Below are 20,304 nucleotides of genomic sequence, written 5' to 3' on the forward strand. Positions count from 1 at the left end.
AGGAGAAATGTGGTATGGATTTTGAAAGAAATTATTGTAAAAAATGCATCTTACCTAAAGGGTATGCAAGTGTTACTTTTGATGAAAACGATGTATGTAGCTTATGTAATGGTGTAGATATAGATGAAAAAGGCTTGTATATGAAAAAAAAGAAGCTTTTTAAAAAATATATAGCATTTGAGAAATATATTGAAAGAAATGAGAGTAGTAACTATGATTGTATTCTTATGCTTAGTGGTGGAAAAGACAGTGTATATATGCTTTATACGTTATTAAAAGATTCTAAAGCAAAAATACTAGCAGTAACAGTTAATTTGCCATATGAGAGTAAAGAAGCAAAAGAAAATATTGAAAAGGTAATCAATAAGTTAAATGTTGATCACATTAATATATCGCCAAAACGTGATTCATATCATTTAATGCTTGAGCATGGTTTTAAAGCCGAAAATAAAAAACTTCGTGAACTAGAAAAACAATATAATTTTATCGAGAGATTACCTTGTTTATGTTGTGCACTATATATGCGTATAATCTCTTTTCAGTTAGCTAAAAGAATGGATATACCATATATACTATATTGTGCGGACCCAGTACAGATGCTTGAAATGGACAGTGATATTGAAAAGATCGTGAAAAACATGGTTGATTTTACAAATGAAGATGTGTTCAAGTCCATTTTTGGAGAAACAGCTAAGGAGATGATTGAGCATGAAAATAGGCCACAAATCATTTTTCCATATATAAAATGGAACAACTATAATGCTGAAGAAATAGTAGAAATATTAAAGCAGTTCGATTTATACGAATCAGATCCGTTTATGACTCATTGTGAATTATGGGGAATACTTAACTATTTTTCAATTAAGCATTATGGATATTTATTTTATGAGTATGACTACTCAGACGAGATAAGAAGAAATATGATTGATAAAGAAGCTTTGCTACAAAATAAAGAATATCTAAAAGAAACAATAGTTAAGATAGTAGAAGGTCAGGAGATAGATGATAGTAAATATGATGAGATATGTAAAAAAACTAAGGGACTTTTAACGAAAGAGCATGTTAACTATGTAGTTAAGCAAATAAAAAGTATAAAAAATACTGCACAGAAAATAGGATTTGACTTAGCTGATATTAATAGGTGTTAAAGTACTTGAATTTTTATGGAGGAATTGATTATGAACTCTAGTAATGACTTGTTAAATGGGATTTCATTAAACAATATATTTTCAAAGAATGAAAATAACAAAATAAAGAAAGTAGATAAAAAAGATATAGCTATAATAGGTGTGTCTGGTAAAATCGGAAGAAGTGATAATTTAGATGAGCTCTGGAATGCTCTTAGTTCTGGAGAAGATATGGTCATACCATTTCCAGAAAAAAGGAATAGCTTGTATAAAAGATATATTGAAAACTATAATCAAAATGGTAACAACAGCAATGAGTATAAGGACATAAAATATAAGACAGGGTATTTAAAAAGTGTAGATGAGTTTGACTATGACTTTTTCTCTATATCTCCAAAAGAAGCTAAGTTAATGGACCCGCACCAAAGATTGTTCTTGGGGTGTGCGTTTTCTACTATTGAAAATGCTGGATATATGGGAAATAGAATAAGGGGTTCAAAAACTGGAATATATGTTGGATATAGTGATGATTTTACTTTATCCTATCATGATATACTTTCAGCTCTTGAACCTGATTCATTATTTATTGGTATGTCTGGTAATATTAAATCTATTATTGCAAGTAGGCTAGCTTATATATTTGATTTAAAGGGACCGAGTATGGTGGTTAATACAGCATGCTCGTCAACACTTGTGGCTGTACATTTAGCGTGTAAAGCATTAAGAAACAATGAATGTGAAATGGCTATTGCAGGAGGAGTGAAAGTATACTTCACTCCTCAATTTAAAAATACAGATGACGTAGGAATCTTATCAATAGATGGCAAAGCAAGGACTTTTGATAATAAATCAAGTGGAACAGGGTTAGGAGAAGGTGTAGCATCAATTATGCTAAAGCCATTGGATAAAGCTATAGAAGATGGTGATTATATTCATGCAGTTATTAAAGGGAGTTGTATGAATCAAGATGGTAATACAGTAGGTATTACCGCACCTAATACAAAATCTCAGACAGAAGTTATTTTACAAGCATGGAAAGATGCACAGATTGACCCTGAGACTATATCATATATAGAAACACATGGAACAGGAACTAAGCTTGGTGACCCTATAGAAATAAACGCTATTACACAGGCATTCAAGAAAAAAACAGATAAAAAACAGTTTTGTGCTGTAGGGTCAATCAAGACAAATGTAGGACATTTGGATAGTGGAGCAGGAATAGCAGGTTTAGTAAAAGCAGTACTTTCGTTAAAGGCAAAAAAGATTCCGCCACATTTACATTTTACATTACCTAACGAAAAGATTAACTTTGAACAATCACCTGTATATGTAAATGATAAGCTTATAGAATGGAAGACAGGAAAGTCACCTAGAAGATGTGGAGTAAGTTCTTTTGGATTGAGTGGAACAAATTGTCACGTGATACTGGAGGAAGCTCCTGAAATTCAAAATAAGAATAAGCAAATAAGTCAAGAAAATATGATTTTTTGTATTTCTGCTAAAAATGAAAACTCTCTAAAACGGATTATGATAGATTATTATGAATTTTTAAAGGAAAGACAGAATATTTCTCTTGAAGAGATTTGTTTTACAGCTAGTACATGCAGAGAACATTATGATTATAGAGTTGCGATAATTATTAATAGCTTAAATCATCTGATAGATACAATTCATTCATTCATTGAGAGTAATTTTTCAAAGGATTCATGTAATAATGTATATATAAACAAGCATAGAATTGTGCCGGCTCAAAAAAATAGTCTAGTAGAGGGTGATATTACTCAAGCAGAGCTAATGAAAAAAGAAGAAGAGTCAAATATAATCATAGAAAAGATTAAAGAAGATAATGATAATTATGTATTGCATGATAGCTTGTGTAGGCTTTTTGTACAAGGAGTATTAATAAATTGGACAGCACTTTATGCAAATAAAAAAATTAATAAAATGGTACTACCGGGATACTCATTTGAAAATAAAAATTGTCGTTTAGAGATTGAAAAACCGTCTAAAAAGATAATACCTAAAAAATCTTTGATACACAAATGTTTAGTTGAAAGTTATAATACTGATGTTTATCTAACAATTTTTAGTCCTGAAAGCCATTGGGTATTATCAGAACACCAAGTACATGAGTTTAATGTTGTGCCAGGAACTACTTATATAGAAATGATAAACAATATTTTGATGAGAAAAAATGAAGAAGCAATATATGAATTTAGTGAACTTTTATTCTACAATCCATTAATGGTGAATAACATGGAGACAAGAGAGACACATACAATTATCACAAAGATCGAAAAAGATAGTTATAGATTTGAAATAGCTTCTAAAGGCAAAAATGATAAACAGTTTATACAACATGCCGGTGGAAAGGTAAATATATCTAACAGAAAAAAGTTGGAAGTTTTAGAAATAGACAATATTAAAGAGCGTTGTAATATAACTAACTTGAATCAGGTTGAAGAAAATAAAGACAAAATAGTTTCTACTAGTAGTAGGTGGGATACAGTATCGGAAATATTTATTGGAGATAATGAAGTATTAGCTTATTTAGAGTTAGATAAAAAATATGATGAAGATTTAAATGATTTTTATTTTCATCCATCTCTAATGGATTGTGCTGTAAACTATGCCAATAATTTTGTAGGAACGGGGCCTTTTTTACCTTTTTATTATGATAAACTTACAATTTATGAACGGATGCCTAGAGCATTTTATAGTTTGATTAAAAGAAAAGATATTGATAATAAGACAGGAGAAACAAGCAAATTTGATGTAACGTTAATATTGCCGAATGGTAAAATTTTTGCTAAAGTTGAAAATTATACTGTAAAGCGTGTTCATAACTTTAATACAAGTGATAACCAAATACTAAAAAAATTGTTACATAAAATAGATTGGGTAAAAGCATCTATTGATTATGAACGAAGGAAAATAGAAAATATATTGATGCTTAGTAGTGAAAATGCTTTAAACACCGAGCTTTATAGTGTGATAAAAAATAATTTTAATAATGTGATATCTGCTAAGCTATGTGAATCGAATAGACAATTAGGAGTTAATAGTTATTGCATAGACGGCTCACAGCAAGGATATAATATACTTTTTGATGCAATAGATATGAGCAGAATTGCGCATATTATATTTAAGATTGATCCATATAAATCTGAAATCTCAACATTAATACAAAGAAAAAATAGTGTTAATGCTTTATTTCATATGATAAAGTCAATTGTCAATAACAAAATCAGGCATAATATAGAGATTATAATTATTTCAGAGGCTACTGATAAAATTACTGGCAAAGAAAAAAATATAAATCCTATAGGAGCAGCGAGCTTTGGTATAGGGAAAGCTATAGAGGCTGAAAATACCAATCTGAGTTGTAGATGTATTGATATAGATAGTGAGACTGATTGTAGTTATATAATTGATGAAATGAAAAGTTCAAGTGATAGTTATAAGGTTGCATATCGACAAAATGAAAGATATATAGAAAAATTGTCGAATATTAATGATAACCCTAAAGAAATAGTAAATCAAATTAAAGAAGATGGTTGTTATGTTATTTCTGGAGGTACAGGGGGATTAGGACTTGAGATTGCTAATTATCTAGCTGAAAATAATGCAAAGAATATATGTCTTTTAAGTAGGAATACGACTATCATAGAATCAAATAAAAATCCTAAGGCATTAAAAATAGCAAAATTCATATCAGAGATAGAATCCTTAGGAGCAAAGGTGTCGTTACATAGTGCTGATGTGTCTGACATTAAAGCACTTGAAAATGTACTATATGAGATAAGAAAAAAACATAAAAAAATTAACGGCATTTTTCATTGTGCAGGAATTGCTGGCGATGGAATATTAGTAAATAAAGAAATGAATGATTACAATAAAGTAATTTTACCTAAAATAGATGGAACAATAGCCTTGGATAAATTAACAAAAGATGATGAATTAGATTTCTTTGTTATGTTTTCATCTATAACATCGATATTATCGGGAATTGGACAAGGAGATTATACCGCTGCAAATTCATTTCTTGATGCCTATAGTAATTATAGAAATATAGAACATAAGAAAAGTATATCAATAAATTGGGCAGCATGGAAGGAAACCGGAATGGCAGTTGATTTTGGGATTTCAGATGATGGAATTTTCAAGATGATAAATACAAAAGAGGCAATAATGGCTTTAGATTATATACTAAAATATAATCTTAATAATATGATTGTAGGAAGGCTTGATAAAAACGAATTAGATAAATATGCAAATAATCGTATGGTTAAGATAGAGCTACAAGGTGATAAAATATCAACAGTTGAATCAAAGACGACAAGTAAAAAAAATATAAAGATAATAGGGCGAGAGGTTATTTCAGATACAGAGAAAATAATCGCTCAGATATGGTGTGAAGTCATGGATAGAGATGAGATTGATATCTATGACAATTTTTATGACCTTGGAGGAGATTCAATAATGGCTATACAAATAGTCAATAGCCTAAATAAGGTCATGACAAATAAAATAAACATAAGTGACTTGTTTGAAAATATTACAATTATTGAATTGGGAGAATTTTTAAGCAAAAATGATAAAGTAGAAATACAAAGTACAAAGCTTGTTACTGATAGTTATGAAGGCAAAATTTTTGATTTGTCAAGTTCTCAAAAGCGTATTTGGTTTTTACAAAAGTACGATCCTAAACTTGTAGCATATAACTTGCCCTCATATTATTTTATAAAGGATAAAGTGGATATAGAAGCTTTGAAGATAGCATTTAATCAAATAATAGATAGACATCTTATGTTAAGAACTGTATTTATAGAAGAGAATGGAATACCAAAGCAACAGGTATTGCCTAGTTTCCAGTTTCCTATAGATTTTGTGGATATATCTAATGAAGAAAACAAACTTGAGAAATTAAATAAATGTATGTTAGCCATGAATAAGCATGTGTTTAACTTATCTGAACCATTGATAAAATCTGTGTTGTATAAACTAGAAGAAAGCGAGTACTGTGTATATTTTAATATGCACCATATAATTATTGATGGTTGGGGTATACGTATATTATTTGATGAGTTAATGAGTTTATACCAAGCACAAATCAAAAAAGAAGATGTTTCATTAAAGCCTATTTCAGTTCAATATGTAGATTGGATATTACAACAGAAAGAATCAAAAAAACAAAAACACTTTAAGATGATGAAAGAATTTTGGAAGCAAGAGTTAACAGCACCACTACCTCAGCTTAATTTACCAATAGATTATCATCGTCCACCTTTACAAACGTATAATGGTGGAAATTATATATTTAAAATTGGAGAATCAACTTCAACAGTGTTAAAAAAAATAGCGAGAGAATTACAAACAACAATGAATGTTGTTTTGTTATCGGCATATTTTTTGTTTATTTCTAAAATTACAGGTGACAAAGACATTATTGTGGGGATGCCTATTTCATTAAGAGATAGTAAAGAGATGGAGCAGATTGTAGGAATGTTTATAAATATTCTAAGTATACGAGTAAACTTAGAAGGAATTAATAACTTTAGTATGCTTGTTAATGCTGTGAAAGATAAGAGTATTAAAGCCTACAAAAACTCAACATATCCATTTGAATTACTTGTAACAGAAATAAATGTGCCAAGAGATCTCTCAAGAAATGCTATATTTAATACAGTCTTCCAATTTTACGAGGAAGTACCTCCGCAAAATGATGGCATAAGTCAGTTTGAATTAAGTTTTATATCACGTGAAGTTGATGAGAGCATTGAAATAAGGCTTGAATATAATAAGGATTTATTCAAAGATGAAACTATTAGAAATTTTGCTAGCTATTTTTCTAATATAGTAGAACAGTTAGTAGTTAATCCAAAAGAAAAATTAAAAAATATCACACTTATAAATAAAAAACAACATAAAGAACTCTTAGCCAGATTTACAAATGATATTGAGTACAGCTTTGATAAGAATATTGTGCAACTAATTCAAGAAAGAGCTATCCTAACCCCATATGAAGTCTGTGTTATATTTGAAGGTCAAACAATGACATATATGGAGTTGAATGATAAATCGAATCAATTAGCAAGATTATTAAAGAAAAATGGTGTAGGGCCGAATATACCAGTGGCAATAATGTTAGATAGAAGTTTAAATTTGATTGTTGGTATGTTAGGAATAATAAAATCTGGAGGATGTTACGTTCCTTTAGATCCTAATTATCCATCAAATAGAATTCAATATATAATTGAACATAGTGAAAGTAAAATACTGATAAGCGAAAATAGCCTTGAATATAAAGTCAATGAACTTTGCAATAATGAGTGTAAATTTGATGCATTAATAAATATATCAAATTCGAAAAAATTCAGTCATAATAATATAATTAATTCTTATTCTTTAGAACATATAACTATGGAAAGTAAAGATAGTATGAATGTATCAATACATATGACTAATCTTATGTATGTGATATATACTTCAGGATCTACAGGGATTCCAAAAGGGGTTATGGTTACACACGAAAATGCAATAAATTATTTATTATGGAGTATAAATGAATTTGAAATAATGCCTCAAGATTCTATGCTGTCAGTGACATCTGTTTGTTTTGATATATCAGTTTTTGAAATATTTGGAGCATTAGCAAGTGGTGCAAAATTACACATTGTTTCTAATGAAAAACTATATAACCCAGCACAATTACTTAAGTATCTAAATGAGAATGAAATAACCATATGGCATTCTGTTCCTACATTAATGATGCAATTGATTATAGCATTAGAAGAACAACAAGATACTAAGGATTTAGAATGTGTGAAAAACATGAGAAACATTATGATAGGAGGAGAACAATGGAATACACAGCTTGCTAAAGATATATATAAATATTTCAAAAATTCAACCGTTACAAATATGTATGGTCCGACTGAAACAACAATTTGGGTTTCATGTCATCATCTTAATAAAGACATGGACAACCTATTGGAAATGCCTTTAGGTACTCCTATATCTAGTAATTCCATGTTGATACTAGACAGTAATAACAATGTGTGTGGAGTTGGAGTACAGGGAGAGATATATATTTCAGGTAAAAATGTAACGCCGGGATATTATAAGGATGTAGAGAAAACAAAAGAGGTGTTTATTGAAAATAAAAATGGAACAGTCATGTATAAGACTGGAGATTTAGGAAGATATACTACAGATGGAAACATAGTATATGTAGGAAGAAATGATAGTATGGTAAAAATAAGAGGCTATAGAGTAGAAATAGGAGAGATTGAAAACATACTTAATCAGATTGATTATTCTATTAAACAATTAGCTGTAGTGGCTAGAAACGTCAATGGTATAAATCAGCTCATATGTTATTACGTTAGTACAGTACATGTAGAAATTGAAGATATAAAGAATAGTCTTAGAAATAAACTACCTGAATATATGATTCCATCAATATTTATAAAAATGGATAAAATTAATTTAACACCTAATGGAAAAATAGATAAAAAATCTTTACCAGAGCCAGGAGACAATTTTACAAAGCGTGGCGAAATTGTATTACCAAAAAATAGTATTGAAGAACAATTGCTGGATATATACAGACAAGTTATCGGCATAGAGGAAATAGGAGTAAGAGATAATTTCTTTAATATAGGAGGTAACTCATTTACAGTTGTTCAAGTTCACTCTAATGTAAATAAAATCTATAAAAATAAAGTTTCTATTACAGATATGTTTAAGTATCCTACAATAGAGAAATTAGCTAAACATATTGAGGAGAGCAATAGCATAAAGTCATCTAAAAATACAGAAGTTATAGATATATTAGAACAGGTAATGGATGATGAAATAGATATTGATGAAGCTATAAAGAAACTACAAAACTAAAAATATTTAAGGAAAATGGGAGGTTAATTATGGAGTTTGCAGTTGTTTTTCCAGGTCAAGGATCACAATATATCGGAATGGGGAAAAAATATTATGAAAAATATCCTATAGCTAGAGAAATATTCAATCAAGCAAATGAAGCATTAGGTTTTGATTTAAAAGAGTTATGTTTTAATGGCAAGTTAGAAGAACTTTCTTTAACACAAAATACACAACCAGCTATATTAACTGTAAGCTATATAGCTTACAAGATTTTTATGGAAAAATATCAATTAACACCAAAATATTTCGCAGGACATAGCTTGGGCGAATACACTGCATTAGCATGTGCAGGAGCAATTGATTTTAAAGATGCTATAAAAATAGTACACGAGCGTGGAGTATATATGCAAGAAGCAATGAGCTTTAGTATAGGTAAAATGATTGCAGTTAGAGGAGATATTGATTACGATTTCATTTCTAAAGAGTGTAGCAATATTAAAGATGGAGTAGCAGTTATTTCAAACTACAATTCACCAGAGCAAGTAGTAATATCAGGACATGAAAATGCGGTTGATGTAATTAATGAAATATTGAAAGATAGTGGCTATAATACAGCTCAATTGAATGTTAGTGCAGCTTTCCATAGTCCATTGATGAAGACTGCTGCTCAAAAGCTAGAGAAAACCTTGGCACAGTATACATTTAAAGAGCCACATAAACCTATTATATCAAATGTTACTGCTTTACCGTACAGATATGATGACAATATAGCATATAAACTAGTAAAGCAAATGACAATGCCAGTAAGATGGGTGGATTCTATGAGATATTTGAGTAATCAAAACATTCAATTCATAGTTGAATGTGGACCAAAAGATGTCCTTAGAAAATTAATGAAGAAGAATTGCCCTCAAATAGAGGGATATTCATTAGATGAAAAAAATGATGGTCAAAAACTGGATAAATATATAAACTCAACTTTGAAACAGAGAAAACAAGATTTCATAACAAAGTGTATCGCTATTGCGATATGTACGAGAAATAGTAATTGGGAAGATGACAAATATGAGAAGGATTTTGTTATACCATATAGAGCTATTAAAACATATGAAAAAGAAATGAGAGAAAAGAATTTGGAGCCATTATTAAGTGATTTAAAAGAAGGTTTAAATATGTTAGAATCAACATTTACAACAAAACTTGCTCCTGTAGAAGAACAATTAATGAGATATACTGAACTTTTTGAAGGAACTGGGGCATATAAGTTTATTCCACAAGAAGATTTACCAAAAATGTTAACATTATAAGGGGTTATTATGGATAATATGAATATGGTATATAAGTACATTATTGAGGGAGTTAAATCTGGGAAGTTAAACATGGCTACAGGTAGCGAAATAATCAAGATAATCCAAAAATCAGATAATAAAGATAGCAATGATATAGCTATAATCGGTATGGCTGCAAAGTTTCCTTATGCAAATAGTGCTCAAGATTTGTGGGATGTTGTATTAAAAAACGGTGTCAATGGAGTAAGTAACTTTCCTTTAAATAGAGCTATAAATATTGAAAACATACTTAATAAAGCAGGAGTATATAAAAGCAACTTTAGAAATGCAGCATACATGGATAATATAAGTAACTTTGATTATAGTTTTTTCAAAATCTCTAACACAGAAGCTAAACTAATGGACCCTAACCAAAGGTTATTTCTACAAACAGCTTGGCAAGCAATTGAGGATGCTGGATATAGTGGAGATAAGATAAAAGGAACTAAAACTGGGACATATGTTGGATATAGTACTGATTTTGGTGTTGATTATAAGAGGGCGATAGAAATTATGAAACCTAAATTTGGAGAATTGTCCTTTACAGGTAACATAAAATCAATTATTGCATCAAGACTTTCGTATTTAATGGATTTCAAAGGGCCAAGTATGATGATTGATACCGCATGTTCATCTTCATTAGTAGCAGTTCATACAGCCTGTGGGGCAGTAAAAAATGGTGAATGTGATATGGCATTGGCTGGTAGTATTAAAATAAACCTTGCACCAGTAAAATCAAATGATGGTGATGAGGTAAAAATATTATCACCAGATGGCATAGCTAGGACTTTTGATGATGACGCTTGTGGTACTGGTTTAGGAGAAGGAGTAGCAGTGGTTTTACTCAAAAGACTAGATCAAGCTATAAAAGATGGTGATTTGATACATGCAGTTATTAAGGGAAGTGCAGTGAACCAAGACGGTGATTCAATTGGAATTACTGCACCAAACCCAACCGCTCAGGAGGAGGTTATTTTAGATGCTTGGAAAAACGCAAACATAGATCCGGCAACTATCACTTATATAGAAGCACATGGAACAGGTACACCACTTGGAGATCCAATAGAGATAGAAGGTCTTAGTTGTGCTTTTAGGAAATTTACGCAAAAGAAACAATTTTGCGCTATAGGATCAGTAAAGACCAATATTGGTCATTTGGATCATGCAGCAGGGGTGGCTTCTTTAATTAAAGTGGTTATGGCTTTAAAGCACAAAGAAATTCCGCCAACGCTTAACTTTAAGCGCCCTAACCAAAAGATAGATTTTGAAGAATCTCCTGTTTATATAAATGATATGTTAACTCCATGGAGAGTGGATAATACACCAAGAAGAGCAGGGATAAATTCCTTTGGGTTAAGTGGCACTAATTGTCATATGGTCATAGAAGAAGCCAGTATAAATGACAGTGTAGATTATGCAAATGATAATCAAACATATGTCATTACAATATCAGCTAAAAGTGAGCAAGCTATTCAAAAACAAATAGAAAAATATTTAAAATTTATTAAATTCAATAGTAATGTTGATTGTGGAAATTTGAGCTATACTGCTAACACAGGAAGAGGACATTACAGTCATAGATTAGTAATTGTATTTAACTCAATATACAATCTAATAGATAAGCTTACATACGTAAGTAATAATTTTGAAAAAGCCCACGAAGATGATTGTATTTTTTACAAAAAACATAAACTAATAAAAACAAAAAAAACTAAAGAGGCAGAAGGTATATCAGAGGAGAATAAACGAACTTTAAGTAATACAGCATTAGAAATTATGAATGGTATAGACATAAATATACGTGAAGATTATACAAATAAATTAAAAGAAATATGTAAGCTTTATGTAGAAGGTGCAGAGATTAAATGGGAACTATTATATAAGGATAGAAAGCATAAAAAAATAAATCTTCCAGTGTATCCATTTGATAAACATCAAGTTTGGTTAGATTCAAATACAGACAAAGTATTGCTATCTGCTAAAACAATCAATGATAAGTCTTTCAATGAATATTATAAACTTAATTGGGTTAATGAAGAGTTACCAAAAGAAATCAATGTCAATTCTAAGGGTACTAAATTAGTATTGACACTAAAGAAATCAAAGTTTACAACAGATTTCACACAATATTTGAAACATAGTAATATTCATTTTAAGGAAGTTTGCTTGGATAATCTAGCCTTAGAAGATAACGACGATGAAATAAATAAAAATTTCAAAGATATAGCTAAAATATTAGAAAATACAGATATTAAAGAAATAATTTTCTTATATACGGATAATACGAACTTTAAGAATGATATCAATGAATATGACATGATTAATTATGAAGTATGTAATCTTTTTTGTTTAGTAAAGAATTTAATTTTAAATAAACAAATAAATAAAATGAATATAAGAATAACATTAATTTCTGATAATGTATATAAAATTTTCAAAGATGCTTATGGTAATCCAAAAAAAGCAGCTTTTTTCGGTCTTGGGAAAGTAGCAAACCAAGAATATTCAAATATACAATGTAAATGTATTGATATAGATAAATCTTATTCAGTAAATGATATTTTTAATGAAGCGATGAGTGATAATACCAATAGTCAAATAGCTTATAGAAATGGGAAAAGATACATATCTGAGTTTGATATCGTAGATATTGAAAAGATTAATGATAGCAATACAAAAATAAGAAATAATGGAGTTTATATAATAACAGGTGGCGCTGGTGGCATAGGGCTTGAATTAAGCAAATATATAGCCTTAAATAACAATGTTAAGATAGTATGGTTAAATAGATCGGCATTACCTTCAAGAGATATGTGGGATAGTATAGATAAAAATCTAGATGAAAAGCTATATAAAAAAATAAGTACAATTAGAGAAATAGAAAAAAATGGATCGAAGGTTTTAAGCTATCAAGTAGATATCACTAATAAGAATGAGTTAAGCACCATATTAGATAATATTAGAACTAGTTTAGGGGAAATCAGAGGAATAATACATTGTGCTGGAATAGCTGGAGAACGTCTTATATATAGAAAAGAGTTCAAGAGATTTAAAGAAGTTCTAGCACCAAAGACAATAGGGACAGTTTTACTTGATAAATTAACTCAGAGTGATAATCTAGATTTTATGGTACTTTTCTCGTCAGTTAACGCTATTATTGGAGGATTAGGACAGGGCGATTATTGTGCAGCAAATAGTTTTATGGATTCTTATGCTCAATATAGAGATTCTATGGGTAAGAGAACAATATGTATCAATTGGCCAGCATGGAAAGAAACTGGTATGGCAGTTGATTATGGTGTAAATATAGATAATGACTACTTTAAAGCAATAAGCACATTTAGTGCATTAAATGGACTAGATAAAGTGTTAACAAAGCAAATTATTAACGTTATGATTTGCGAGATAAACTACAAGTATCTTAACATAAATCAATCAGAATTTGAAATATTTAAGATATCAAAGCGACTTAAAGAATTAGTTCTAAAAAGGAATAATTTAAATACTAAAAATAGTGAGGATTGTTTAGAAAAGAAAAAAATACTAAACTTCAAGGTGACAGGTAGAAAAAATGATCAATACAATGATGTAGAAACGAATATAGCCAGAATTTGGGCTGAAGTTTTAGGAATGGAAGAGGTCAATATTTATGATTCATTCCATGACTTAGGGGGGGATTCCATTTCAGCTCAATCACTTATACAAAGGATTAATATAGATTATCCTGATGTTTTAAGTGTTGTTGATATATATTCTTATCCAACGGTATTAGAAATGTCAGAGTATATATCAATACAAATAGTAGAAGAAAACAAACAAATTGAAAAGATGATTGATAAAGAAGAAGATAATATTAAAGGATTATTCAAAGAATTAAAGAACGGAGAAATATCGCTTGAAGAAACTTTAGAATTGATAAGTAAGGAGTGGACCGATGAATAACAATTTAAGTAAATATATACTTGGGCTTATTCAAAAGGGTGAGATTAAAGAAGCACATGCATATAAGATTTTGAAATCTGTTCATAAAATAGAAAGTCAAAAAGAAGTACAAGATTTTCAAGATGATATTGCAGTTATCGGTATATCTTGCTTATATCCTAATGCTAATGATGTTGATGAATATTGGAATAGTCTTTTAAGTCAAGAAGATAGTATTAGAAAACTACCTAAGAATAGACTAGATGATATGAATAATTTTATGCCGAACTTAAAAGATAAATTTAATGAATCACATTATAAAGTGGGTTATCTTAATGAAATATTTGAGTTTGATGCATCTTTTTTTAGAATATCACCTAAAGAAGCAGTTTATATGGATCCCGTGCAGAGGCTCTTTCTTAAAGTTGCATATAAAACCATGGAAGATGGCGGTTATGGAGGAGAAAAACTGAAAGGAAGTAATACAGGTGTGTTTGTTGGTATGGATACAACAAATTCATCTATATATAGAAGTATATTGGATAACAATAATATTCTTTCACTAACAGGATCATTGACAGGCATTATTGCTAGTCGTATTTCATATATATTTGATCTAAAGGGACCTGCTATAGTTGTAGATACGGCATGTTCTTCTGGTTTAGTTGCTGTTCATCAAGCATGTAATGCGATTAAGAATAAAGATTGTAAGATGGCATTAGCAGGAGGTGTAAATGTTGTAGTTTTACCACAAACAGCTATAGGAACAAATGAAATAGAATCAAAGAGTAATATGATTAGAGTCTTTGATAAAGATTCAAATGGAACTGTATGGGGAGAAGGTATTGGTTCTGTACTTCTAAAACCGTTGTCACAAGCAATTAAGGACAATGACAATATATATGCTGTAATAAAAGGTAGTTCAATAAATAATGACGGGGCATCAAATGGTATTACTGCTCCTAAAATGACGTCTCAAGTAGAAGTGATTACTGATGCTTGGAAAAAATCTAATATAAACCCTGATACAATCAAATATATTGAAACTCATGGAACAGGAACATTATTAGGTGATCCAATGGAGATAAAAGGGATTACAGAAGCGTTTAAAAAATATACAACTCGCAAACAATTTTGTGGCATTGGATCTGTAAAAACAAATATTGGACATACTGTGGCATCATCAGGAATAGCATCACTTATTAAGGTTATAATGAGTCTAAAAAATAAAAAAATACCTCCTACATTAAACTTTGAATCACCAAATCCACTAATAAATTTTGATGATTCACCAGTTTATGTTGTTGATAGATTAATGGAATTTTGTGACAAAGATAACAGTCCTTTAAGAGCGGGAGTAAGCTCATTTGGATTTAGTGGGACTAATTGCCATATGATATTACAAGAAGCTCCTAAGCAAATAATAAATGAACACAAAGAAGATATAAATGTTCTTACTATATCAGCAAAAACAACTAATGGAATTAAACAGCTAATTAATCTATATAAGGATTTTCTAGTAGCAAAAAAGGATATTAAAGTACAAGATGTTTGCTATACTGTGAATACAGGTAGAGGTCATTACAACTACAGATTAGTCATTCTTTCAAATAATATGACAGACTTAATAGAAAAGCTAGATGAATTATCTGTTCTTGAAAATCTAGACGATATTAATATGGAAGGTATTCACTTTGCAAGGCATCAGTTAGTTATAAATAAAAATGATAATTCTAATCCGTATGCAATAAGTAAAGAAGAAAAAAAGACATTAACTTTTAAAGCAGATGACTATTTGAAAAAGTGTATACAAACTAATAAAACTAACAAAGAAAAACTTGAAAATGTATGCAGTCTTTACGTTAAAGGTGCAGATGTCAAGTGGGATATATTATATAAAGAAAGTCATAGTAAGAAAATAAGTCTACCTACTTATCCATTTGAGAATAATAAATATTTGCCTAACTCAATTGCAAAAATAGAGAGTAATCATAAAAAAACGTTCAATCATTATCTAGTAGATACATGCTTGTGTGAATCAATACATCAAGATGTGTATCTTTCAACTTTTAATATAGAAAAAGATTGGATTTTGCATGAACACAAAATCAAAGGAATACCTACAATACCTGGTGTTACCTATTTAGAGATTGCTAGAACGATTGGTAAAAGATATTTTGATGAAGGACATATTGAGCTTAAAGATGTAGTTTTTTTAAGTCCACTTTATGTTACAGACAATGGAATAAGAGAAGTTCAAACATTAATTGATAAAACAGATAAAGGGTATTTAAAATTTACCGTTATAAGTAAAAAAGAAAATGGTAAGACAAAGATGGATAGTACTTGGTTAACACATGCAACAGGGCAAATTCATAACATAATGAGCGAGAATAATGATGTTTATCAAATTGAAGAATTAAAAAGTAAACTTACCAATAAAAGATATTCATATGATGTAAAACTGGATAATCCAAGAACTATTTCAACAGACGTATTTAATTGGGGAAGTAGATGGGACAACATCAATGAAGTATATATCGGTGAAAATGACATATTATTGGAGTTAGTTTTACCAAATCCATTTTTGAAAGACTTAGAAGATTGCTGGTTACATCCTTCATTGTTAGATAATGCTGCAAATTGGGTTGCATTTAATATGGTTGATGGCACATATTTACCATTAACATATAAAAGTATCAAAATATATGACAGCTTACAACCTTGTTTCTATGTTTATATAAAAAATAATCATAGCAAAGCTAAACAAGACAATTTAAAATCTGAAACTCTATATTCCGATATACTGATTTTAAATTCAAAAGGTGAAGTAATTATTGATATAGAAAGATATGCAATAAAAAGAGTTCATAATATGCAGTCTGTATTTAATAAATCTCACAGTAGCAACGAGAGCTTATATCATAGCTTTAGATGGGTAGAAAAAGAGCAAAAGAATATAGAACATAAAAGTAAAAATGTGAATGCTGTTGTAATTGGTATAGATAGCAAATTTTGCAAAGATTTCCTTAAACAAATTAAACTTGCAGGACGTGAAGTAACATTTGTAAAAATGGCAGATTACTATGAAGAACAATCTGAAGTTCATTACAATACTACAGGAAATTATGATGAAATATTTAGTATTATCAATAAAATTAAGAGTAAAGGAATTGATGAAATATATCATATTACATCAATTAGGATGATTTATGATGAAAATAAAGAAGATGAAAAAGCTTTATTATATGGGACAAACAATATTTACTACACAATTAAGTCGTTGATCAATAATAATATAAATAACAATATTAGATTCACTATAATCACTAATTACGCTAACAAAGTTATACCAGAGCAAGAAAGAATTATACCATATAATACAGCTATCATTGGAATGGGGAATGTTATAAGTCAGGAATATCCTAATATTGAATGTCAATGTATTGATATTGACGATGAGACTGATATAGAAAGTATAATACACGAAGTTGAATATGATAAGTGTCAAAGACAGGTAGCTTTTAGAAGTGGCAAAAGATTTCTAAAAGAACTCATAAGAGTTGATATAAATAATTTACCTGAGAGACAAATGACGTTTAATACTAATGGAGTTTACATAATAACTGGTGGTACAGGTGGATTAGGACTTGAAATGGCATCATATTTAGCATCGAAAAATAATGTGAATATTGCTTTAATAAATAGAAGTGTGTTTCCAGATAGAGATACATGGGATGATATATTAAAGATTAATACTAATAATAGAACTGTTGGTAAAATTAATAAAATAAAAGAAATCGAAAAGTCTGGTTCAAATGTACTATTATGTTCTTTAGATATTACAAACGAACATGATTTAAAGAAGACGTTAGATGAATTAAGAGCAAAGTATGGACGTATAAATGGCTTAATACATGCAGCAGGGGTAGCAGGAGTAAATCTTTTGTATAAAAAAGAAGAAGAAAAGTTTAACGACGTTATTAAACCGAAAATTATAGGAACAAGACTTTTACACAAACTAACCAAAGAAGATGAATTAGATTTGTTTGTTATGTTTTCATCAACAAGTTCATTTTTAGGAGGAATGGGGCAAGGTGATTACTCACCTGCAAATAGCTTCCTTGATGGTTTTTCAGTGTACAGAAATATGCAAGGGAAAAAAGCACTTACAATCAATTGGACAGCATGGAAAGAAATTGGTATGGCTGTTGATTTTGGTGTAAATGAAGATAATGAAATATTTAAATCAATAATGACAGATCAAGCATTAAGGGGATTTGATGAGATTATTAATAAACAAATAAATAATATAATAATTGCCAATACAAACCTCAATATTAAATCGGTAGAGGTAATTGAGGAGCAAATGTTTTTAATTTCTGAAGATATAAAAAAAGCTATACAGAAACCTATTGTTAAAAGATCTAATATAGAACAATGGTTTAAACTAAAAGGAAAAAATGATAACGCTTATACAAAGATAGAAAAACAGGTTGGTTTTATATGGAGTCAGGTGCTTGGAATTGAAGAAATAGATATTGATGATAATTTCTATGAAATGGGAGGAGATTCAATACAGGCAATTCAAATAGTGAATTCATTAAGAGAAAAAGGTGACTGGGATGTAAACATAACTGATATTTTTGAATATCCGAGTATAAGGGAGTTTTCAAATTTCATACAAGACAAAAACAAAGTAGTATTAGATAATCAAGAAATCTACAGTGACAAAATAACGGATCAATTATTTGAATTAACTGATGCACAAAAGAGAATTTGGTTTTTACAAAATTTAAATCCAGAAATTACAGCTTATAATTTAGCTATGACTTATATTATAGAACAAGAGATAGATATTGATATTTTTAATAAGGCACTAAATCAATTGGCAGAGCATCAGAGTGCATTGAGGATAGGTTTCAAAAAAGAAAACGGTGTTATTAAGCAGTACGTTAGCAAGGACGTAAATTATCATGTAAATTATTATGATTTTACAGATAGTGATGATGCAAAAAATAAAATAGAGGAACATATTTCTAATGAAAGTAACATACCTTTTAATCTTTTAAACTCTCAGTTAATAAAGGTTAATCTATACAAGTCCAAAAATGATTTTTATCATCTATTTGTAAAAATCCATCACATAATAAGTGATGGATGGAGTATAAAAGTAATGTTAGATGAACTACTAGAAGGTTATTTAGCAATTAAGGAAGGAAAAAATAAAATCTATGATAGATTGAATGTAGAGTATATAAGTTGGTTAAAGAAAGACTTAGAATGGAAAAAAACTGATGAATACAAGCTATATGGTAATTTTTGGATAAAAGAATTATCTAAGCCATTACCTATATTGGAATTACCATATGATAATAAAAGACCTCTAATGCAAACTTATAACGGTAACTCTATGAGCATTAATATCAACGAAGATGACTTGAAAAAGATAAAAAATATAAGTAAAGATTATGGTACAACGTTATTTAATACTCTTTTGTCAATGTATTTTATATTTCTTCATAAGGTATCAAGTAGTGATGATATAATCGTGGGAATTCCTTATCTAGGTAGAGAGAGAAAAGAGCTTGAAAAAGTTATAGGACTTTTTGTAAATACTCAATGTATACGTGTAAAATATGATGAAATTGAATCATTTAAAAACTTAGTTTTAGTTGTAAAAGATAAAATTAATAAAGCAATTCAATATAATAGATATCCGTTTGGTGAAATTATATCAAATATTAACCCAGAAAGAGATCTGAGTAGGAATCCTATATTTAGTACATTTTTTCAATTATCTGATTATATACCACCAGAACAAAAAGGGGTCACTCAATTTGAACTATCATTTCTTGCCAAAGAAAAAGATGGACAACTTGAAATTAGATTGGAATATAATACTGATTTATTTTCAATTAAAACTATTCAACGTTTTGTAGAATATTTTAGAAACATACTTGACAGTGTAAAAGATAAAAAAGATATCGCGATAGCTGATATTAATTATTTATCTGATAAGAAAGAGAAAAAAATATTAGGAT

General features: G+C 29.3%; 4 protein-coding genes and 1 pseudogene. All 5 read left to right on the forward strand.

Annotated features, from left to right (window positions below):
• Window positions 1-14 precede the first annotated feature (14 nt).
• Window positions 15-1,148 (forward strand): adenine nucleotide alpha hydrolase family protein, encoded by a 1,134-nt coding sequence (locus P3X86_RS02710; RefSeq protein ID WP_483291088.1) that lies wholly within the window; start codon window positions 15-17, stop codon window positions 1,146-1,148.
• A 30-nt stretch (window positions 1,149-1,178) separates the two neighbouring features.
• Entirely contained in the window at window positions 1,179-9,029 is a 7,851-nt protein-coding gene (locus tag P3X86_RS02715) for an amino acid adenylation domain-containing protein (RefSeq protein ID WP_483291089.1), read from the forward strand.
• 29 nt (window positions 9,030-9,058) lie between these two features.
• The gene (gene fabD, locus P3X86_RS02720) at window positions 9,059-10,318 is read left to right on the forward strand and encodes an ACP S-malonyltransferase (RefSeq protein WP_483291090.1); all 1,260 of its coding nucleotides are present in this window, start codon (window positions 9,059-9,061) and stop codon (window positions 10,316-10,318) included.
• Between the two features lie 9 nt (window positions 10,319-10,327).
• Window positions 10,328-14,281 carry an SDR family NAD(P)-dependent oxidoreductase gene (locus P3X86_RS02725; RefSeq protein WP_483291091.1) on the forward strand — a complete coding sequence of 1,318 codons (3,954 nt, stop codon included), beginning with the start codon at window positions 10,328-10,330 and terminating at the stop codon, window positions 14,279-14,281.
• Window positions 14,274-20,288 (forward strand): annotated as a pseudogene (locus P3X86_RS02730) (SDR family NAD(P)-dependent oxidoreductase); the annotation flags it as partial. The gene P3X86_RS02725 and the pseudogene P3X86_RS02730, both read left to right, overlap by 8 nt.
• Between the last annotated feature and the right edge of the window lie 16 nt (window positions 20,289-20,304).

It is taken from the genome of Abyssisolibacter sp. ZYX002 (genome assembly GCF_056892235.1).

Bases quoted from the DNA above. Each gene is read 5' to 3' on its own strand.
- fabD (WP_483291090.1), top strand. From the start codon at position 9,059: ATGGAGTTTGCAGTTGTTTTTCCAGGTCAAGGATCACAATATATCGGA.
- P3X86_RS02725 (WP_483291091.1), top strand. From the start codon at position 10,328: ATGGATAATATGAATATGGTATATAAGTACATTATTGAGGGAGTTAAA.
- P3X86_RS02715 (WP_483291089.1), top strand. From the start codon at position 1,179: ATGAACTCTAGTAATGACTTGTTAAATGGGATTTCATTAAACAATATA.
- P3X86_RS02710 (WP_483291088.1), top strand. From the start codon at position 15: ATGGATTTTGAAAGAAATTATTGTAAAAAATGCATCTTACCTAAAGGG.